Genomic DNA, 19,844 nt, shown 5'->3' with positions numbered 1-19,844 from the left:
AGCATGTTGGCCCCAATCGCTCTCACCACACAGAATCAAGCACTTCATCCACCTCTTTGATTCTCGTCACAGATGGTGTTTGAATTAGATTTCCTTTGACCATAACCATGCGTACATTGGATAATGCTTCAATGTGTTCTAACGGATTGTGGTCCAGCACGATCAGATCTGCCTGTTTTCCGATATCGACCGTACCTGTAACGTCCTCTATACCCAAGATCTTCGCGTTGTTACGTGTGACCATGTCGATCAGCTGCTTGTTGTTAAGGTTAGCCTGTTTAATGTAGTAGTCCATTTCTCTCCACATGTCATAGTGAGTCACGTACGACATCGCTGCATCGGTGCCAAGACCGATAGTAATGTCGTTTTCGATGGCTTGTTGGGCACCTTTCAACATGGAGGTATACACCAGTCTGGAGTTTTTTTTCACGATTGCGCTCACCTTCGTTACGCTGGTATCGAGTAAAGCAGATGAATAAGCAGCTAGAAAGGTAGGAATAAGCGCAGTATAGCCGTTCAGGGCATTTGGATTGTTTTTGAACAGGCCGATAATCTCGTCATCCATCTCGGAGCCATGCTCAATCGTATCGACGCCGTCTTTTAACGCGACCCTTACGCCTTCCGTGCTTTCCACATGGGCAGCCACCCGCAAACCGATTTTATGCGCCTCATCGCAGATCGCTGCAACTTCCTCCACTGTCATCTGTAAACGGCCAGCCTCGCCGACCATTTTTGCATCCGTCACGCCGCCCGTCACACAGATTTTGATCCAATCCACGGCGTGTTTCACATTGATCCGTACATTTTTTCTGGCCTCCGAGACAGCAGATTTGGACCAACGAATTCACCTTTGTTAATCTCATCTCGCAGCTGGACGTCGGTGTAAAAGAATTCGCCGACACTACGCATCGTCGTTACACCCGCATGGAGTGCGGTTAGCGCATTGCGTTTCATTCGTTTTTTCAAAACGTTTCTGCCGAATTTGGTATTCAGGATTCGATCATATGCGAACTTCAACATGCCTTCGCTGACGGATAAGCTGAACGGTTTCCCATCTGCAAAAAGGTGAACGTGAGCATTGATCAGCCCAGGCATCACGTATTTTCCTGAGAGGTCGATTGTTGTGTAGTGACTCGGGATGATCAGTTCATTTTCTTTGCCAATATCCTGAATAAGACCTTGTTCATTGACGAGAATCGTCATATTTTTTTGCAGATTGCGGTTCATATCTCCATGGATCAGATTAACGTTTCTCAATGCATAAGCGGTGTTCATTTTGTGTTCCTCCATTGGGTGTGGGTGAGGTGAGTAGTTAGAGTACTGGTAGATACTTGTTTTAAAAGTGAATTATTAATTCATTTTTAAAACAAAAAAATAGGCTGATCTTTGATGAAGTTTTTTTGCGTGCAAACCAAGTGGAGTTGATCTGATCTGCACGCTGTGTGACGCTTGGTGAGCTCCTTAGGCATTGGTCTTCGACCGTAATTCGTTCAAACTCTTCATGCCGTACAGTCGGTATACATACAACGCTTCAAATATTTGCTTGCGGCTGTCTTCACTCATATCCCGCTTCAACAGATCCAGGTTCATGTCGATTACGTTATGCGCGAGAATGTTCAGTAAGATCAAGTTCTCCTCGGTCCCAATCTCGTATCGTTTATATTGATTTTTAAGGTAGGCCTTCTTGGTTTCGATCATTAGTTCGACAAGTTCATTCTTGGCGTTGGTGTAGATCGTTCCTTTATTTTTTTCAAAGATGATGACAATCTGATCCCGGTACTTCCGTAATACATCCACCTGTTCCTGCAACAGCGCCGACTTTCGCTCGTTATCTGTTTCCTCGAACAAAGTCTGGTTATCGAAGTGAATCGTCTCCACCAGCACATTTTTCAAATAATCCACCAGATCTGGCGGCACGACGGCGTAGAATAGTTCTTTCTTGTTCTTAAAATAAGTATAGATATTGCCCACGGAAATATTGATTTCATTCGCGATATCGCTCATTTTGGCATCAGCATAGCCTTTTTCAAAAAAGACTTTGAGCGCCGCATATTCAATTTCTTTCCTGACTTCGTCTTTCTTGGCTTGCACCATCGGGAACGACTCCTTAATAGTGAATGGATTATTCGTTATTAGATTAGGCTTTTTTGTGGGGGGTGTCAAATCGGGGAAGAATAAACTAAAGGTAATTAAAAAAAGGAGCACTTAGATTAAACTGGTACCCCTAGACTGGACACTTTGAAAAAAAAGGTGTCTTTGCTATTGGATACTTTTTGTATACTGGAAGATGCATCGGAAAAACATGAGCAAAAAACATTTAACAAGAATGATCGTGAGGCTCTATCTATGAATCCATATATCAATAGGGTTAGTCAAAAATCCTCGACATCCACCGATGAATTCAAACGTATTTTTATCGACCAATATCTGTTCGGCAAAACATCGTGAGACATCTTTGAGGCGGTTGGATTTTCCATTCCTCTTATCGGCATGACACGTTTAGAGCCATGCGCTGATCGCTAGAAAAAAGTCTATGAACGGGATGGCATCATAGGGCTCTCTGACTTCAGAAAAGGAGCTTCAGGGCATCCCCGGCAAAGAGAACTGACGTTTACTGAAATCATCTCCAATTTTGAGTCCTTAAGTTTGAATTCATTCAATAAGCCGTAGGCCAAGGAATGAAGCGGATGACCCGGTACCTTTTTGAGCTCCTGGGGTCTCCAGATCCGACTACTATCGTTATCTTTAAATAGCTGGTACACGCTTAATGCCGGCTCATAGCAATGAGAATGCCTTAAATGAGTGAAGAAAGCCTTTCATCGCTGAGGTTTTAAGGAAGGTTCACGTTCCATCAAAATGATGCTCAGCAATGAGTTTGGCATGGTGTATAACCTCAAACGAATTCGCAGATTGATGAAGAAATCCAATTTGGTCTGTCCTCATCGGAAACCCAATCCGTTACAAACGGAAAGGCGAATCAGGAGAACAAGACGGTGTCCAACCTTATACAAAGGAATTCAGAAAATCCCAGGTCTCGCCCCTTTAACGGATATTATCTATTTACCTTATGGCTATTCAAAGATGTCTTGATACTTCCACGGTGATGGCCTATCATCAAATGGACCGAATTACCTTGTTTTAGCCACAGATACCTGCTTGTGTGGTAACTTTCATTCTACACGAATCAGGCTATGAGCCATTTTTTATTTACAGTAGGTGTCGCACTTCATATTACAATCCGTCAAGTGTTTACAAAGGGGCAGATCAGAAAATTACTCCTTATTTAATATTAGATAGTCTTATTTCGAATTTATAAGTTCAATTATGTCTGAGTTTTCTTTCTTTATGGCGAGTATCTTTTTTTTATTATTTGGTAATAATTGTTCAAATGTTACATTATATAGTTCTAAGGCTTTTTTCCAATCGCCTGTATTTGTAACCTCAGAAGCTTTAGAAAGAAATTTTTCATAAATAGCTTTTTGTTGTTCATTGGAAGGGACTTCGTCATTGTTGAATTGTAAACCTAAATAAAACATCTTTTTTTCTGGATTGTATGCATAGTGGGTTGAGGCAACTTCAACTTCATCTGTTTCAATGTTTAGACTTGATTCTTTCATAGTCTTAATCAAGTCATCGAGAGATACTTCTTTTTTCTCATTACATGAAATAAGCAATACAGAGACCAGAGCTATTAGGCTTATGATTATAGTAAAACGTAACTTGGCCATTCTTTATCCTCCCGAGCCTTTAATGTTATGAAGCATCTTTAATTTTACTTATCAATAATAAAAAATATAACAGTTACTTGGCTTGATTGACATATTTAATTATACTTTGAAAATCGATGAGCCCAAATCCATAGTGGTCATCTCTTCCTTTTGTGCCTAAATCGATCGAAGTTTGTTTAAAAATTTCGTTAAGCCTTTTTCCATTTATTTCTGGATCAATTGTTTTCAGGAGTGCTACCAAGCTTGATACTAAAATACTTGAGGCTGACGTACCAGATATAACCTGATTTTTACCATGCTCGTCCATTAAAGATGTGGGAATATCAATCCCTGGGGCACTCAAAGTTATGTCACTATTGAAATTATTTGTTTGTACATAGTTATTTCTCTGGTCTATCGCGGCAACTGTGATAACTCCTTCATATGCAGACGGATATAATTTTTGACGTGTCATGTCGTTACCAGCGGATGTGATAACCATTATGTCCCTATTAAGGGCTTCTTTAATTAAATCATTTAGTTTTGCATTATTCTTATAGGTGCCTATACTCAGATTAATGATATCAACGTTTTTTTCTAGGGCTACGGATAATCCCTTATTTAAAGATTCAATTTCTATTTTTTGGTCTGTTCCAACATCAATTGAATACAATTTCAAATGGTCCCTTAGCAATTTTTTATCTAATGATGGAGTGTTTAAAAATTTACTTGTACAAAATGCTGAGGTGATCAATGTGCCATGTTTACTATCATTATCTTCTGATCCAGTTATTTTAATTTCTTCTATATCCATATTCTTTAAACAGGGACTTGTTTTATCAGTACCAGTGTCGATAATTGCAATCGATAAAGGTTTAATTTCAATTTCATTCTTTACTGGATAGTAATTTAGATTATTATAGGGCCACTCTTTAATATTATCTGTGGCTAGAATAACTGCTGTTTTATTATCAGATTTCAAAATTAGAATAGAAAAACATGTGATAATAGATACGATGATACAAATGTAAACAATATGTTTGGATCTGATCATAAGTAACCCCGCTTACAAAGTAATAAGTTATACGACAATATTAGTTGTCGTATAACTTAGTTATTAATTTTTTAAATACCTACACCATAAATACCAGCATAATAGTGTGAACCAATCAATGAACAACGAATGCTTACATATTGTTCCCAAGTACTGTTCTGATTGACTGTGAAGGAGTATACTCCAGCCAAAGATACACTATGCGAAGCTGACAATTTAAAGGAAGCTTTAGCTTCGTTTTGGGTCCAGATCTCTGGTTTTTTATAGTAATCGGTTTCAGTAATTTGTCCCTGTAAAGTGCAATCCCCTACCTCAGAAATACCAACCGCTGCTCTTCCACATGCTTCGCCAGTGAATTCAACGTGTTTTTGTCCGTTACTGACTTTAGTGATCTGAGTAACATAAATCTTTGAATAAATTGTACCATCAAATTGCTTCAGTTCAGCTGTAGCACTGAAATTACCATCCGAAGGCCAGTTTTTACTCGACATCTCTTTTTGGTTAGGCAAAGCATAAACGTTTACATTATCCTCAGTAATCTCGTCAATTCTCTCTTGAGTTACTGTGAATTCAATCCAAGAGCCATCTTCAAATTCCAGTTTATCATTTGTAACTGTTGGATTCTCTTCTCTATACTCTTCATACTCCTTCATACGTTCTTCATGAGTCAGAATGTTTAATTCTTTCTTTTCTTCGTAATCTTCTTGTAAGAAAGAAATATCCTCTTTTGGAAGTCCAACTGCTTTTGTTGAAGTCAGGTTTCTAGTACTAGGATCTGTTGTAACAATAATATGGTCATTTTCATTCAGATCCAGTACTTGTCCAGTTTCAGCAAGTTCGCTTTTGATTTTTTCATACTGAAGTACTTTAGAGGCCTCAGACTCAGTTAAACCATCGGCAATCAATTCATCTAGCTTTGTACTGTTGGAATTTAATTCTGTAGCGTTAGTAACAGGAGCTACAGACATAAGTAAAGAACATCCTAAAAGTATAGACAATATTTTCTTCAATATATTTCCTCCAATATTTACAATAATTGCAAATGCGCATTTGCTGATGTCAATCGTAACTCTAATACGTAAAATCTTAAATGGGTCAAAAAGTCTGAAAAATGTATTATTTTGTCGTTTTTTTGTTATTATAAAAAGGTTGACCTATAATAACTGATAATATAAAGATAAAATGCAATGTAATATATCCAGCCTAAGAAATAAAGAGTTATAGAATTTAAAGTAACAAGTGTAAACCTATGTTATGATGGCGTTGTTTGATATTGGATGTTATAATTTCAGCTTTTTATGGAGGCGATTAAGTGTTAGACAGTAGGAGTGTACTGCGGTACTTCGTTGAATATGAAAAGAAAACAGCTCTGATGGGAAATTCATTGAGCCAAGTAGAGGGAGAACTATTCAGTAGTGAAATTCTAAAAGATCCTGCCCGACTTGAAGAACTTGTTTATCGAAAGAGAAAAACGGATATATTTAAGAAAATAACGTCATACCCTGATATTAAAGATCATTTGAGTAAAGGAAAATACAATGAAGATGAACTGAACAGGGAGATTGAATTGGTTGTTTCCGGCACGAAGTCGGTAGAGGAATTTCTAGCAGGACTTTCCTTCAAATATACGGATAACATGACTAATTCGGAACAATTCATTTCAAATTTATTAGAAGATGCGATAACGCTTTGTTACCCATTGTTGAAAAAGACGACAAAAAAAGAGACTTCAACGAAACCATTAATCACTTTTATTGGACGTATAGAAGAAAAGTATTTGAAGGTAGAACAGTTTTTTATTAACCGTGAGAGTTTGGGGATCATTGTTGCCAGATTAACGAATAATTCCACATTTGAAGTTGGAGACATTGAAAAAGCGAATTTGCTTGAACTAATGGATGCCAATGCCTATTCTCAACAGAAAAATATGCATGAAATTTTAAATATCCTTAATAAGGAGTTGAAAAGAAAATACCATAAAAATTTAGAAGATTTCAAGACTCACGAAGGATGGCAGATGCCTGCCCAAGTTTTTGTGACATTTGAAATGCTGGAGGAAATGAATAGGCCAATCTTCCAAAAAGAAATAGAACGTATTCTTGAACTTACGACAGATGACTCTCCATTACCTGAACTTCTAAATAGATATTTAACGGGTGGCCAAAACACTACAGCATATGTTAAAGAAAAATCCGGTCGTTCTTTTCACGGTGGCAGCTACACGGGGGAATATCCAATTAACGAGAAACAGTGGCATGTTATTGAAGCTGTTAAAAATCATTCTCTATTGTCAGTGAATGGACCACCAGGGACGGGGAAAAGTACATTACTTAAAGAAATATTTGCAGATAACATGGTGATGAAAGCAAAAACTTTGACAGATCTGTGGGATAAGCCATGGGAGAAATTTAAAGAAAGAGGCAATGAGTTATATCGAATTCCTTTTGAAATAGATGATAGGACATTCTCAATGGTGCTCACAAGTACCAACAATAAAGCTGTAGATAATATCGGTTTGGAGTTGCTTAAGGAAGTGTCTTACTTTGAGGAGTTTGTTAAAAAGAAAAAAGGGGGAGAAGAGACAAAAGGTTTTTTTTGCGCAAGGTTAGGTAACGTCATTAATAAAACGGCTTTCACGAAAGAATTCGTTCCAGATTTCATTAAAGGGCTGGAAGAAGCTATGCCTCAGGCAATAGATGAGACAGCGAAAGGGCAATTTATTGCTGCTTATCAAGAATTGGAACACCTACATAAGGATATTGAGAAGTGGAGCGTGGCTAAAGAGGAATTAATTCGTTATTTTACAGGTCAAGGCAGAGTATTGAACGACCCTGCGAGTGATCTGTCTTCATGTCAATTGGAATTAGAAATTACAAATGGTAAACTGAATGATGTTCTCAATTCCATTATGATTTTAAGAAAGACCGTTCATGAACGAAAACAAAAAACTAGAGACTTGAAGATCAAAATAGAATCTACAGAATCAGACCTAACAGAGTATGTTGAATTGATTAAAAAAGGATATCAGACGTTGGAGAAGTTTCGATCGTGGAACAAGAACGCTTGGCTAGGGTGGCTTTTACCGAAACGTAGAGCGTTTCTCAAACAGCATATTTCCGAGAGTTATATCGAGGATCAGTTGATAAAGAAGAAAGAAAAAGAAGAAGGGGTACTGAGAGCGACACTGCTTCTGAAACAATCTGAACAAGATCATCAGAGAGCAGAGGTACTACTTCTAGAAGAACAAGTGGACCAACTGGAGCAACAGCAAACTAACTGTAAAGAAACCATCCAGGTTCTTGGTCAGATCATAGGAAAACTTGAAACACTTTTATTGTTAGAGAAAGAGATTGCTATTAAGTGGGGATTCAAGGATATCTCTCAATATAGCATATTTGATTTTGCATCTGATCGAATTGTCCTGGAAAAGAGGCATCAACTCTTTCAGCACTCGCTGAAAGTAACCGAGCTATACGTGAAGTTACATATGGAAGAAGTTTTGCACAATCTTAAAATGGTCTGTCAGGGGATGTGGTTTCAACCATTCTATAGTGAAGGAAATAAGCGGGACAGGGAGTTTAATAAAGGTATCAATGCCCTGTGGAACACCGTTTTTTTATGTTTCCCTGTAGTAACGTCAACTCTTCATTCGTTTGGAGAACGAACATTTCAATTATTACCGGGACTTATTGATACACTGCTTGTGGATGAAGCAGGTCAGATTATGCCGCACTATTTAAGTAGTCCTCTGTATAGATCTCAGAGAGCGGTTATTGTAGGAGATATTGAACAATTAGAACCCGTAAGGCTTTTAAAAACCAATGTGATTGAAGAAATTCCAGCAATCGCAGAGGAACATCATGAGGAGATTTGTGTACAGCGCAATAGTGCACAGAGTTACATTGACCGGAATTCAGATATTTACGAGTGGGATCATCGCCGTAAAAGAAAAGGGTTGATTCTTACTGAACATCGCAGGTGCGAAGAAAGTATCATGCAGTTTTCTAATCAGCATGTATATGGTGGAATTCTGACTATTGTTAATCAGGACAATCATAATAAATTGTTTGGTAATAATCTCGTTGCAGTAGATGTGAGGGGCCTAAAGAACATTAGGACACATACTAATATGTCCGAAGTTAGAGTCTGTCAGAGATTGGTTGATACTTATGTACAGCAATATGGGATGAGTAAGAAGGACATAGGCATCATTACACCTTTCACGAAGCAAAAGGATAAGCTGCTAAAGGAAATTCCCGGAGTAGATATAGGAACGGTTCATGCGTTTCAAGGGCAGGAAAAAAAGATTATAATTTTTAGCTCGGTCATTGATAATTCGAAGCAAGCGGGAATTGCCTCTTTTGTTGGTGGGAGCACTAATTTGCTTAATGTGGCTTTATCCCGGGCCAAAGAACAGTTTGTGTTGGTAGGTAACCTGGAAGTGATCACTGAGCTCAAACAGAATCATCTTAAGAATGTATTAGAGATTATAAAAGAAAATGGAGTGTGCATAAGTCCGCTAGAAGAGAAATACCATACGATTGCTGAGGATATGGATGCGATGGCATTCAGTCTATATATCGATCCTTCAAAAGATTCTCAGGGCTTGCTTGATCCGTTCTCCGTATACATTCATGAACATTTGCCTGAGCGTCTCATTCTCAATCCGAGAGATCATTACTTGTTGATGATGGAAGCTTTACGTCATGCAACTAAATCGGTTGTTATTTTCTCACCATGGATTATGTCGTCTGTAGTTAATGATGAGTTCGTAGAGTTGGTCCAGACAGCGTTGAGTAAACAGGTGGAAGTGAAAATCGGATTTGGATATAAAGGTGGTAAAGCAGTCGGATTGGATCATATCCCTGGAATTGTAGAGAAAGATAATTCGTTTGGTGGGAATGATAAAATTGTGATTTCGATCTCTAACCTGAAAGATGTAATGGGAGAATCTCTCCAATATATCCCTCCGATCCATTCCAAAATTCTTCTGGTAGATGACCGTTACCTGTTCCTCGGATCACATAATTGGTTGTCCAAATCTGGTAAGAATAAGCGGGATGAGGTAAGTTGTCTGGTCACGGATGATCGAATGATTCAGTACTTAAAGGAAAGGTATGTTCGGTTGAAGTTGAAGTAAGGGAAAGTAGAAAAAAGGTGATTATATATGAACAATTTTGTAGACAAAGGATTACCGGCCATTGCTAGTATTTTACCGGCTATTACAATTATCCTCTATATTATTAAATGGTTTATTAAATCAGAAAGTAGGACTTTGATTGATGAATTATTAGACCTAAGAATAACGAGTCTTTGGGATCGTTTCCAAAGTGCGGTATTCCTTTCAGCTATTATGATGGCGGCAATTTTGTCAATTATTTTTATGTTTGAGTATCGTATTATTTCGAATTATATTTTTGAATGGTCCTGGTTTTCTTTGTTTGTAGTGTGCTGTGTTTTTCTATCATTCTTTTGGATAAAGACGCTATGGAAAGCTATGAATAATAGATTTCTAACAGGGATCATAATAACTTTTTATCTTAGCCTCTTATTAGTTCCGTATATTATTTTAGATACAAACAAAAAAATAATACTTTCTTATATTGATCAGAATTATCTAATAACCACAGCAGTTATTTTATCTCTTATATTTTATAATTTTATAGTTTTAAAATTTCTCTTTCTATTCTTCACTATTTCAAAAAACCTGATAGAAGACAATATAAGATCGAAAAAGTTAACAATGTAAATATTAACGAAGAACTAGAAATATTGTATTTCTTGTTTATGTATGATAATGAAAGACATGTACTGGCGAAAAAGAATGATGTTAAGAAGATCGATAAGGAATTTTATATTTTCTTTCCTAAAGAAAATGTAATGATAAGATATTTTAAACATCCCGAATCTCAATAATCTCCCTTATATCATCAATATCCAACGCCTCAGCAATCCGCTCAATATGAGCAAAGTTGATATTCTCTCGTTTCCCAGACTGCAACTCACTTAACGCAGCATGACGGATATCAGACAATCGAGCTAGTTCACGCAACGAGATATTATGTTTTTCTGTGAGTTTATGAATATTAACAACGACTTTCTTTGCCATGTTAAATCACTCCTAAATTTCCATATGGTCTTGACGTTACGCATGAGCGTACCATATGCTTTTTGTATATCTGGTACTCTTATGCGTACCAATTTTAGGAGTGGTGACATGATAAGTACCAACAGCGAAGAATTCGCTTCGCAGTACGCACAACTAGTCCAACAGGAAGACGATTACGTGAGCCAACTGTCCACATGCAACAAACTCATCCTGGACGCTATGGACATCATCGCGAAGCAGGCAGGTGTGCTAGAGATGGATACCGTGAAACAAGCAGCATATCACCTTCATGCCATGGAACAGGATTTGAACCGAAAGTTATTTCAAGTCCGACTGGAGAAGAGCGTCTTAGCGAATCGAATGAGCCAATCTACATAAAATCACATTTGAATAAGGGGCAGCTTAGGACCATTTTAGGATGATCTTAAGACTGCCCTTTTACGTTTTCACCAGCACTATTTCCACCCCTAAATAAGCATTGACTTTCCCCACTAATCCCCCTACACTTCAATTATTAAAATACTTTTAAAAACAATCAGTGAATTGTTCTAAACCAATGGAAGGAGGCGTAAATCTCAGAATGTTACCTACATCACACAACACTCAGCAGGTCAAGCGAATCAATGTGGAACTGGTGAAGAACACACTCAGATCAACGGGTGTGGGCACGAAGTCTTCTATTGCGAGCCTGACGAAGCTCAGTGTGGCTACGTGTGGCACGATCCTGAACGAGTTGCTTCAGACAGGAGAGATTATTGACCTGGGTCCGGATGAGTCGAGTGGGGGAAGGCCTGCCAGCCGCTATCAATTCAATGCCGACTACGCCAGTGTGCTCTGCCTGATTGTTCGAACGGAGGGCGGCGTTCACTCGATCACCCATATACAGGCTAATCTGAATGGCGAGATACTTGATGAACAGACGCTCACGTTGGATGAGATTACTGTGGCAACGGTGGAGGATTTGACTGCAACGCTGATCGAGCAGTACAACAATGTGCAGGCCATTGGCATCGGGATACCGGGAGTGGCGCATAACGGAATTATTGGTATCTGCGATGTGCCTGGGTTGGCAGGACAGCCGCTAGGGCCGGGGCTCAAGGAGCGCTTTGAAGACGTGGAAGTCATCATTGACAACGACATGAATCTGACGGTGTACGGATTGTACAACGAGCAGCATTTTGAGGAAGAGAAGAACTTTGCGGTTGTCACTTTTCCGAAAAATCACTTTCCCGGGGCAGGTTTCATCATTGACGGCCATCCTTTGAAAGGGAACACGCATTTTAGCGGTGAGGTGTCCTATCTGCCATTTGGTGTGTCATCGGAAGAACAGCATCAGCTGCTACAAACTTCTGATGGACTGCATCATCTTGTGGTCAAGACGCTGGTGTCCATCATGGTGATTATTAACCCGGCAGCGATCGTCATTACAGGGGACACGATGGACCCGTCCATGCTGGATGATCTGACCCGGGGTTGTCTGGATACCATACCACAGGAGCATATGCCGGAACTCATCATTCAGAATGACACAAGGCTCGAATATCTTACTGGGTTGATCGCTGTCACGTTGGAGAGCCTGACCTACCGTATCCAACTGATCGAGAAGAAATGGTAGGAGAGGCATAAATGAACCAGGGTTTATACGTACAAGCGATCGGAAGAGGGTACGTCAATCATAGTGGTAAAATGTGATATTCTTTTTTGAACTAACAGGAGGTACTTAATTTGAATCAGCAAGCAGGTATAGAAGGAAACAAGAAAAAGTTCAACAAACTGTATGCCATGCAACTGGCGACGATCTTTATTGGATTTATCGTATTTGGCATATCTGAAAATATTAAAGGGCCTGCCATCCCGCGTATTCAATTTGACTTCAATCTGGACGAGAAACAGCTCGGGACGTTATTGTCCCTGAATGCACTGGGTTACCTGATTGCCTGCTCATTCACTGCCATCCTGGTTCGCAAATGGGGTATTAAGGCGGTTAGCATCATTTCGTTTGCATCGATGATCCTCTCGGGTGTGTTCATTTATGTGTCGCATACATATCCACTCTTTGCTTCATCATACTTCTTCATGTACATCGGCAACGGCATGCTGGAGATTGCGCTGGCAATTCTGGGGGCACGGATCTTTGTGAAAAACACAGGTACCATGATGAACCTGTCCCATTTCTTCTATGGGCTGAGTTCCACGGTAGCACCTTTGCTGGCGACAGGTGTGATGTCTTTGCACGTGTTCGGACACGAACTGGACTGGCGCGGGATGTATCTGGTGATGTTGTCGCTCTGTCTGCTGCCGATCATTGCGGCGCTGCGCAGCAAATTTCCGGGGGATGATCTTCCTCATGAAGATCGGACTTCATTGAAGACGTTAACACGTGATCCAGCCATCTGGCTGATGGTGCTCATTCTTTCTTTTGGCGTGGTATCGGAACTGGCGGTTGGGGGTTGGCTCGTTAACTTTCTGGAGAAAGCCTATACGTGGGACACGGTCAAAGCATCTGGGCTGCTGTCTGCGTTCTTCCTCAGTTTCTCGTTGGGCAGACTGTTGCTAGGGCCGCTTACGGACCGGATCGGATTCGTACTGTCACTGATTCTGTTCTCTGCTTTTTCGGCGGTATGCACGTTCGTGGCGATCGCGGGCGGAGAGGGGCTGGCATTCTTCTTTGCCGTATCGGGAGCGGGTATTGCGATGATCTATCCAACAGTCATGGCATTTATCGCACGCAGATATCCGAATGGCAGTGACACGGCGATTACGTTCGCGGTTACCCTGATGGGGATTGGCAGCGTCATCGGCAACTATGCCATTGGCTGGGTGATTGAGGGTGTGAAGAATGCGTATGGTGCAACCACTCAGCTGGGGCTATTGCGCGGACTTCAGGCGGGGTATGGATTTATCGGCTTATGCGCCGTGATCTGTGCGGCATCTGGCGTGGTGTTGTATGGGTATTTGAAGCGGAAGCAGGAACTGATCTAGTTATCATTTTAATGGATATGAATAGCGCAAGATGGTATGGGAATCCTCGTTTTAGCAAACGGGGATTCTTTTTTATATGGATTTCAATGTATACAAACTTCATAAATTCATTCGTTTTTATACCAGTCCTTCTTCATTTGAGTCCTGTAGTATGACTTACATCGGGATAACAAAGGAGCAGAACGAATGAAGAAAACGATGATGTTAAGCTTATTCATAGTCATTACGGCTGGAATGATCTGGTGCAGCTGGGGGGTTGTTTGGTCAGGTCAAAACCAGCCGGCCTCTACAGCTGGCGCCATTGGCTGGCAGGGAAATAGGCTTATTGCACATGCATTTGGTGGAGTCAACGGCGCTAGCTACACAAATTCGTATGAGGCATTTATAACCAATTACAATAGAGGGTACCGTTTGTTCGAGGTTGATCTTGTGCAGACGACGGACGGGAAGCTCGTAGCCAGACATGATTGGTCGCACAGGCTACAGCCAGATTTGGCCGCTCATCGCGGACGAAACGTAACAATGCTTCAGTTTGCAAACTCGCTTATAATGGACAGATTCCACCCTCTTACACTGCCGGACATAGTGCAGCTGATGCAGCAATATCCTGATTTTGACTTAATCGTGGATACGAAAGCAGGCAGTAAAGAGCAAATTCAGCAGCAGTTTGCGCATCTAGTCAATGAGGCGCGCCGTACGGATCCTGCACTGCTCAACCGGATTATACCTGAAATTTTCAGCCCGGAAATGTATGACACGGTTATGGGAATCTACCCCTTTCCAAACAAAATGTATTCACTTTACAAAACTGGCGCCTCCGCCGAAAGTATTGTAGAATTCGTAAGGGACAAACAACTGACAGCGGTTGCCATGCCTGTATACCGCGTGTATCTAAACCCCAATCTAGTTCCAGCACTAAATAAGTTTGGGGTAAAAAGCTATGTTCACACCGTCAACAGCAGACCGGTTATGCAGATTCTTTCCAGCTTCGGGGTGCATTGATTTTACACGGATCAGGAAGAATCACCGGAAGAGCTGATGCTTGCAGACGCTCCCCCCGGCCATGTTGATTTTTCGGGATACATGAGTTCCGGATTGGCTAGTATAAGAAATATCGTGATGAAGGTGAGAAATAATGGCTATAAATAACATTCTTGTTGTAGACGATGAACCGGAAATTCGAGAAGCGCTCGTTATTTACTTGAAAAGCGAAGATGTGGATGTATTAACGGCCTCTAACGGATTGGAGGCGCTGGAAATCCTTGAACAAGAAACAATTCATCTTATTATCATGGACAACATGATGCCACAGCTCGATGGAATTAAAACGACATTTAAAATTCGTGAAAACAAAAATATACCGATCATTATGCTTTCCGCCAAGTCAGAAGATAGCGACAAGATTTTGGGACTCAACGTTGGGGCTGATGACTATATTACGAAGCCGTTCAATCCTTTAGAGCTGATCGCTAGAGTCCGATCTCAGCTGCGCCGGTTTACGAATTTAGGTTCCTTCCAGTCAAACGGGGAAGAGCTCATTCAAGTAAGAGGACTTGTGCTGAACAAAAGCTCGAAGACTGTTGAGATAGATGGAGAGGACGTCAGACTGACCCCGAAGGAATACAAAATTTTGGAGCTGCTGATGGAGAACAAAGGCAGAGTTTTCTCGATCGAAGAGATTTATGAGCGCGTGTGGAATGAACTGATCTTCACTTCAGAGAATACGGTTGCCGTACATGTGAGAAATATTCGCGAAAAAATTGAAATCAATCCCAAAGACCCAAAATATTTAAAGGTGGTATGGGGAATTGGATACAAAATCGAGAAAAAGTAAAGCAGATCGGAAGGTTCCAATCGACCTTATTGTCATCATTGTTGCCGCTATCTTATGGAGCCTCATACTCATAAACTGGTATTCATACGTGGGGTTGAGTCTGAGCTTTTCAACTTCAAGTTACATCCAGGCACTGCTTGCCTTTACTATTCTTTGCTTGTTGGCAAGCAGACTGTTTCTTTATTTTAAGGCACCCCTTAGTAGGCGGTCCTTCTGGCATGGCAGTCTGCTGATGGATTACTTTCATATTTGGAGAACCGGTCTTAGAGCCAGTTTGCAAAACCGGAGACTAACGTTTGGCCTTATCATGATGCTTTTGCTAACCGCGATAGCCGGCATTTGTATTTGGCAGGCAGCCACATATTACAGCATATACGAGCAGGGCTTGCTCATGCTTTATGTATTACTGTATGTGCTGTTCCTGGTTCCGTATATCCTTTCCAAGCTTGGACGCTTCATCACCATCATCAACGGGAGCAAAGAAATTGCCGAAGGGAAGATTCAGAGTACGATTCAGGATACCGGCAAGGATGCTCTATCCAAGCTTGCTGGCTATATTAACAATATGAAAGCCGGGTATCAAAGCGCGCTGGAGAATCAAATGAAGAGCGAACGGTTAAAAACAGAGCTGATTACCAACGTATCGCATGATTTGAAGACCCCGCTTACTTCTATTATCAACTATGTTGATTTATTAAAAAAAGAAGAGCTGTCTACGGAGACAACCCGAGCCTATATTGAAATCCTGGACCGGAAGGCGCTACGGATGAAGCTGTTGATTGAAGACCTGTTCGAAATCTCAAAGATGGCCAGCGGTACAGTAGAACTGGATATTGAGTACGTCGATGTCGCAACCTTGTTGACACAGGCGATTGCCGAGTCCAATACCAGTATGGGACAAGCGTCGCTCGTGATTCGGGAGAGGATCGCGAAATTCCCGATCCATGCACATTTGGACGGCAATAAAATTTGGCGTGTATTCGAAAATTTAATTGGCAACGCGCAGAAATATTCGCTTCCAGGAACCAGAATCTATATTTATTTGGACGAGTCTGATGATCTGGTATTATTCAAAATTCAAAACACTGCTGCTTATGAGATTGATTTTGCTGCGGAAGAATTGTTCGAGCGTTTCAAAAGAGCAGACGAATCCCGCCAGACAGAAGGCTCCGGACTAGGGCTGTCAATTGTGAAAAGCATCGTTGAGCTGCACAGCGGGGAGATCAAAATTGAAATTCATGGCGATCAATTCAACGTTATTCTGCATTTGCCCAAGCAGCGCTTAATTTAAAAGTCATAAAACTACGTTAACCCTCAATGCTCCTTTTCAGGATGCATGAGGGTTAACTTATCTTCAGGCTCTCTTCCAGCCCAAGCATTTTGGAGGGCTGTGGTTCATCAGATCCAGTGAATGGGCAAGTTCTTCATCCTCAACTTGAGCGAGATCGGTGCCTTTAGGGTAAAACTCTCGAAGCAAGCCGTTCGCATTTCGTTTGAACCGCGTTGCCAGGACGAATACGGATCAGCAAAAGGCCATGAGTCTTTTCCGAATCCTTATTGTATGCTGACGATGCTTACTCGACGAGGACGCTTAGTGATGGATTCAGACTTCGTGTTTTACTCTTGCCCTAGGAAAAAGAAAAGATCCGTTGCCAAATCTGGGACGGATCTTTTGTTACTATTTGGACGTCGTTTTATTTGAACCGCTGGGCTTGCCTTGAAGGCATAATGGTTAGTTCCGGAATGCTGACATGCTCAGGCTGCTCTAATGCATAGATTGCTGCCTCTGCAACATCATCGGGATGTAACGGCAGGACTTTCGAAGCAAACGCGCGAATTTCATCCTCGGAATACCCGGCCACCTGAGAAAATTCCGTTGCCACCGCCCCGGGCTGAATCGTCGTAACGCGAATTCCCTGATCGATTGTCTCCAAACGTAATGCAGACGCTATGGCGTTAACGCCGTATTTGGTAGCGCTGTATGGACCTCCTCCGGCGATCACTTCCTTGCCGGCAATGGAGGAAATGATGATGACATCTCCCTTGCCCTGACCCAGCATTGGCGGAAGCCCGTAGTGCAGCGTCAACATTAGGCCGTGTACATTCGTCCTGTACAGTTCCTCCCATCTTTCCAGATCCACTTCTACCAAAGGACTTCGATACCCGAATCCGGCATTGGCAACGATAATATCAAGGCGGCCCCAGCGGTTAATCGTTTCATTGACCACATTCTGTACTTCTTCAGCCGTTTGAATATCAGCAGGTACCGCCATTACCTCGTATAATCCCTCTTTATGCAATTCCTGAACAAGCTCATCCAATCGATCCCGTCGACGTGCCACTATAGTCACATGGGCGCCGCGCTTTACCAGTTTCTTGGCGATCGATGCTCCGATTCCGCTGCTAGCGCCTGTCACCAGGGCCACTTTGCCGGTCAGACTCTCCTTCTCATTCCAAGATAGCTCCAATTCATCCAGATTCATTTCGCACCCTCCCAGATTCCAACCTTATTTTGTTAAAAGCACGCGATGAACGCCCCTGCTGCCTCCAGGTGCCGTTCCTATATATAAATATCCGTTATGGCTTGCAGCCGTAGTTACGCCATACACTTTGCCCTCCGGATCATGCCAGTTTCCGGTCCAATACCTCTATGCCCCCGGAGGGGGTTATAGACAGCAGTCCTCTCCTGACATCCGTAACGATCAAATCGCCTTGGCATCGAATATAAGCCCATTTGGCGTTCCTTTGGTGTTGCATCCTAGAACGAGCACCGCGAGCAGTGATAGACCCTATCTGGATATCCTGGCACGCAGTGAGCGTTTAGGACGATTCGCCTTGAGAGATTTTAGATTTGGACTACGATTTTACCAAAATATTGTTTTCCTTCAGCCAAGAGGGCGAATGCTTCTCCAATTCGATCGAGAGGGAATACACGGTCGATGACGGGATGTAAACGATGATGGGCAATCGCTCGATTCATCTTTTCAAAGTGATCCCGGTTGCCGACTTGACTGCCGCGAACCGTTGCGGCTTTCTGCAAAATGCTGGTGACATCGTATTCCGGAATGGTCAAGCCCGATAAGAACCCGACCATACTCAATGTCCCTCCTGTGCGAAGCGCATTGATGGATTTCACCATTGTTGCCGCTCCTCCAACATCCAGCACATGATCGACACCGCCGTCAGTCAGCTCGAGCGCCTTCTGATCCCAATCGGGAACTTCGGAATAGTTGATGGTTTGCCATGCCCCGAGAGCTTTTGCCCGTTCCAGCTTGGCGTTGCTGCTCGACGTGATGATAACTCGTGCTCCGGTCATAAGCGAGAATTGAAGCCCGAAGATGGAGACACCGCCTGTTCCTTGCAGCAGCACAGTATCACCCGCTTGCAAACCACCGTATTCGATTAGCATACTCCATGCGGTTAATGCCGCGATCGGCAGGGTGGAGGCCTCCTCATAAGTGAGGTGATCTGGAATAGGGACGACTCCGTCTTCGTGCAGAACGACATACTCGGCCGCCACTCCGTTCAACGGACCTCCCAGACTGTCTGCTAATACCTCAGCTCTTGGGTTGCCGGCCAAGAATCGTTGCTGCAAATTACCTGCGACCCGGTTCCCAACGTGAATTCTTGTTACGCCTTGGCCTACGGCGACAACTTCTCCCGCTCCGTCTGATAATGGAATGAAGGGAAACTTGATGTCGACTGGCATTACTCCACTCAGGACCATTAGATCCCGGTAATTGAGAGACGCTGCCCTCATGCGGATCAGCACCTCCTTAGGGCCTGGGGTTGGTTTGTCGAGTTCCGTCATGGTTAATTCCTCTAAGCCGAAGCCGTTTGTCAGTTGTATAGCTTTCATCGTATTGTCCTCCCTGTAAGATCAGATTGATTACCCGGATTCTTATAATTGCTGCTGTATCCTTCACGCGGACGAAGCATGCTTCCAACAAGCCGAAGACCTTGCTTTCGTGTAATGAAACGCGATAACTGCGCCCCTAGATAATTCTGTATACTCGGTACGATATACACTTTGCCATAGTGCTGCTCTCCTTTTGACACTATGTTGTAATATGGAAACACCGTTACCCATTGCTCAGAAGTAATTTTCGATTCTTATGAAAGTTAAGTATCGTGCATTTATGGTAACAATGTTTCCTT

Annotated in this window: 18 protein-coding genes and 2 pseudogenes; 9 read left to right on the top strand and 11 right to left on the bottom strand. The window is 42.0% G+C overall.

Annotated features, from left to right (window positions below):
• Positions 1 to 22: 22 nt before the first annotated feature.
• From JNUCC31_RS06665 to JNUCC31_RS06660, 3 genes are all read right to left on the bottom strand, one after another.
• The gene (locus JNUCC31_RS06665) at positions 23 to 778 is read right to left on the bottom strand and encodes an amidohydrolase family protein (RefSeq protein WP_267132502.1); all 756 of its coding nucleotides are present in this window, start codon (positions 776 to 778) and stop codon (positions 23 to 25) included.
• 8 nt (positions 779 to 786) lie between these two features.
• A complete protein-coding gene (locus tag JNUCC31_RS33765; protein WP_267132501.1) occupies positions 787 to 1,275 on the bottom strand; it encodes an amidohydrolase family protein in 489 nt (162 codons plus the stop codon).
• Between the two features lie 186 nt (positions 1,276 to 1,461).
• Entirely contained in the window at positions 1,462 to 2,094 is a 633-nt protein-coding gene (locus tag JNUCC31_RS06660) for a TetR/AcrR family transcriptional regulator (RefSeq protein WP_192269817.1), read from the bottom strand.
• Positions 2,095 to 2,850: 756 nt separating this feature from the next.
• On the opposite strand from JNUCC31_RS06660, the gene JNUCC31_RS34060 reads away from it, so the two are divergent.
• Complete coding sequence (locus tag JNUCC31_RS34060; protein ID WP_416234425.1) at positions 2,851 to 3,090, top strand: helix-turn-helix domain-containing protein; 240 nt, start codon at positions 2,851 to 2,853, stop codon at positions 3,088 to 3,090.
• Positions 3,091 to 3,299: 209 nt separating this feature from the next.
• Here JNUCC31_RS34060 and JNUCC31_RS06650 read toward each other — a convergent pair whose 3' ends face one another.
• The 3 genes from JNUCC31_RS06650 to JNUCC31_RS06640 form a co-directional block, all read right to left on the bottom strand.
• A complete protein-coding gene (locus tag JNUCC31_RS06650; RefSeq protein WP_192269814.1) occupies positions 3,300 to 3,728 on the bottom strand; it encodes a hypothetical protein in 429 nt (142 codons plus the stop codon).
• A 73-nt stretch (positions 3,729 to 3,801) separates the two neighbouring features.
• Positions 3,802 to 4,761, bottom strand: coding sequence for a S8 family peptidase (locus JNUCC31_RS06645; protein ID WP_192269812.1), 960 nt, complete (start codon positions 4,759 to 4,761; stop codon positions 3,802 to 3,804).
• Positions 4,762 to 4,832: 71 nt separating this feature from the next.
• Complete coding sequence (locus tag JNUCC31_RS06640; RefSeq protein WP_192269810.1) at positions 4,833 to 5,771, bottom strand: hypothetical protein; 939 nt, start codon at positions 5,769 to 5,771, stop codon at positions 4,833 to 4,835.
• A gap of 302 nt (positions 5,772 to 6,073) precedes the next feature.
• Between JNUCC31_RS06640 and JNUCC31_RS06635 the strand changes: the two genes are divergently transcribed.
• Together JNUCC31_RS06635 and JNUCC31_RS06630 are read left to right on the top strand one after the other, a co-directional pair.
• Positions 6,074 to 9,901 (top strand): AAA domain-containing protein, encoded by a 3,828-nt coding sequence (locus tag JNUCC31_RS06635; protein ID WP_192269808.1) that lies wholly within the window; start codon positions 6,074 to 6,076, stop codon positions 9,899 to 9,901.
• Between the two features lie 27 nt (positions 9,902 to 9,928).
• The gene (locus JNUCC31_RS06630; protein ID WP_192269806.1) at positions 9,929 to 10,510 is read left to right on the top strand and encodes a hypothetical protein; all 582 of its coding nucleotides are present in this window, start codon (positions 9,929 to 9,931) and stop codon (positions 10,508 to 10,510) included.
• A 144-nt stretch (positions 10,511 to 10,654) separates the two neighbouring features.
• On the opposite strand, the gene JNUCC31_RS06625 is transcribed toward JNUCC31_RS06630, so the two are convergent.
• The gene (locus tag JNUCC31_RS06625) at positions 10,655 to 10,870 is read right to left on the bottom strand and encodes a helix-turn-helix domain-containing protein (RefSeq protein WP_192269803.1); all 216 of its coding nucleotides are present in this window, start codon (positions 10,868 to 10,870) and stop codon (positions 10,655 to 10,657) included.
• Between the two features lie 108 nt (positions 10,871 to 10,978).
• Here JNUCC31_RS06625 and JNUCC31_RS06620 point away from each other — a divergent pair, with 108 nt between their 5' ends.
• The 6 genes from JNUCC31_RS06620 to JNUCC31_RS06595 all read left to right on the top strand — a co-directional run bounded on the left by JNUCC31_RS06620 (position 10,979) and on the right by JNUCC31_RS06595 (position 16,977).
• On the top strand, positions 10,979 to 11,248 hold the full coding sequence (locus JNUCC31_RS06620) for a hypothetical protein (protein ID WP_192269800.1): 270 nt from the start codon (positions 10,979 to 10,981) through the stop codon (positions 11,246 to 11,248).
• Between the two features lie 202 nt (positions 11,249 to 11,450).
• Complete coding sequence (locus tag JNUCC31_RS06615) at positions 11,451 to 12,485, top strand: ROK family protein (protein WP_192269798.1); 1,035 nt, start codon at positions 11,451 to 11,453, stop codon at positions 12,483 to 12,485.
• A 167-nt stretch (positions 12,486 to 12,652) separates the two neighbouring features.
• Positions 12,653 to 13,852 carry an MFS transporter gene (locus JNUCC31_RS06610; protein ID WP_192272821.1) on the top strand — a complete coding sequence of 400 codons (1,200 nt, stop codon included), beginning with the start codon at positions 12,653 to 12,655 and terminating at the stop codon, positions 13,850 to 13,852.
• Positions 13,853 to 14,038: 186 nt separating this feature from the next.
• Positions 14,039 to 14,854, top strand: coding sequence for a phosphatidylinositol-specific phospholipase C/glycerophosphodiester phosphodiesterase family protein (locus JNUCC31_RS06605; protein ID WP_192269795.1), 816 nt, complete (start codon positions 14,039 to 14,041; stop codon positions 14,852 to 14,854).
• Positions 14,855 to 14,987: 133 nt separating this feature from the next.
• Positions 14,988 to 15,686, top strand: a complete 699-nt coding sequence (locus tag JNUCC31_RS06600) for a response regulator transcription factor (RefSeq protein ID WP_192269792.1) — start codon at positions 14,988 to 14,990, stop codon at positions 15,684 to 15,686.
• A 391-nt stretch (positions 15,687 to 16,077) separates the two neighbouring features.
• On the top strand, positions 16,078 to 16,977 hold the full coding sequence (locus JNUCC31_RS06595; protein ID WP_192269789.1) for a sensor histidine kinase: 900 nt from the start codon (positions 16,078 to 16,080) through the stop codon (positions 16,975 to 16,977).
• Positions 16,978 to 17,040: 63 nt separating this feature from the next.
• Here JNUCC31_RS06595 and JNUCC31_RS33160 read toward each other — a convergent pair.
• The 4 genes and pseudogenes from JNUCC31_RS33160 to JNUCC31_RS06585 all read right to left on the bottom strand — a co-directional run.
• A pseudogene (locus tag JNUCC31_RS33160) lies at positions 17,041 to 17,216 on the bottom strand (transposase); the annotation flags it as partial.
• Positions 17,217 to 17,380: 164 nt separating this feature from the next.
• A complete protein-coding gene (locus tag JNUCC31_RS06590; protein ID WP_192269786.1) occupies positions 17,381 to 18,169 on the bottom strand; it encodes an SDR family oxidoreductase in 789 nt (262 codons plus the stop codon).
• Between the two features lie 24 nt (positions 18,170 to 18,193).
• Positions 18,194 to 18,322: pseudogene (locus JNUCC31_RS34055) on the bottom strand (SMP-30/gluconolactonase/LRE family protein); the annotation flags it as partial.
• A gap of 209 nt (positions 18,323 to 18,531) precedes the next feature.
• Complete coding sequence (locus tag JNUCC31_RS06585) at positions 18,532 to 19,545, bottom strand: zinc-dependent alcohol dehydrogenase family protein (RefSeq protein ID WP_192269783.1); 1,014 nt, start codon at positions 19,543 to 19,545, stop codon at positions 18,532 to 18,534.
• Positions 19,546 to 19,844: the final 299 nt, after the last annotated feature.

The sequence above is a fragment of the Paenibacillus sp. JNUCC-31 genome, assembly GCF_014844075.1.
Lineage (GTDB): Bacteria > Bacillota > Bacilli > Paenibacillales > Paenibacillaceae > Paenibacillus.
This window is presented reverse-complemented; position numbering and strand designations above follow the sequence as displayed.

Excerpts from the sequence above, each read along its gene's own strand:
- JNUCC31_RS06585 (WP_192269783.1), bottom strand. The coding sequence starts at position 19,545 with ATGAAAGCTATACAACTGACAAACGGCTTCGGCTTAGAGGAATTAACC.
- JNUCC31_RS06625 (WP_192269803.1), bottom strand. The coding sequence starts at position 10,870 with ATGGCAAAGAAAGTCGTTGTTAATATTCATAAACTCACAGAAAAACAT.
- JNUCC31_RS33765 (WP_267132501.1), bottom strand. The coding sequence starts at position 1,275 with ATGAACACCGCTTATGCATTGAGAAACGTTAATCTGATCCATGGAGAT.
- JNUCC31_RS06645 (WP_192269812.1), bottom strand. The coding sequence starts at position 4,761 with ATGATCAGATCCAAACATATTGTTTACATTTGTATCATCGTATCTATT.
- JNUCC31_RS06610 (WP_192272821.1), top strand. The coding sequence starts at position 12,653 with ATGCAACTGGCGACGATCTTTATTGGATTTATCGTATTTGGCATATCT.
- JNUCC31_RS06660 (WP_192269817.1), bottom strand. The coding sequence starts at position 2,094 with ATGGTGCAAGCCAAGAAAGACGAAGTCAGGAAAGAAATTGAATATGCG.
- JNUCC31_RS06595 (WP_192269789.1), top strand. The coding sequence starts at position 16,078 with ATGCTTTATGTATTACTGTATGTGCTGTTCCTGGTTCCGTATATCCTT.
- JNUCC31_RS06620 (WP_192269800.1), top strand. The coding sequence starts at position 10,979 with ATGATAAGTACCAACAGCGAAGAATTCGCTTCGCAGTACGCACAACTA.
- JNUCC31_RS06650 (WP_192269814.1), bottom strand. The coding sequence starts at position 3,728 with ATGGCCAAGTTACGTTTTACTATAATCATAAGCCTAATAGCTCTGGTC.
- JNUCC31_RS06605 (WP_192269795.1), top strand. The coding sequence starts at position 14,039 with ATGAAGAAAACGATGATGTTAAGCTTATTCATAGTCATTACGGCTGGA.
- JNUCC31_RS06630 (WP_192269806.1), top strand. The coding sequence starts at position 9,929 with ATGAACAATTTTGTAGACAAAGGATTACCGGCCATTGCTAGTATTTTA.
- JNUCC31_RS06615 (WP_192269798.1), top strand. The coding sequence starts at position 11,451 with ATGTTACCTACATCACACAACACTCAGCAGGTCAAGCGAATCAATGTG.
- JNUCC31_RS06590 (WP_192269786.1), bottom strand. The coding sequence starts at position 18,169 with ATGAATCTGGATGAATTGGAGCTATCTTGGAATGAGAAGGAGAGTCTG.
- JNUCC31_RS06600 (WP_192269792.1), top strand. The coding sequence starts at position 14,988 with ATGGCTATAAATAACATTCTTGTTGTAGACGATGAACCGGAAATTCGA.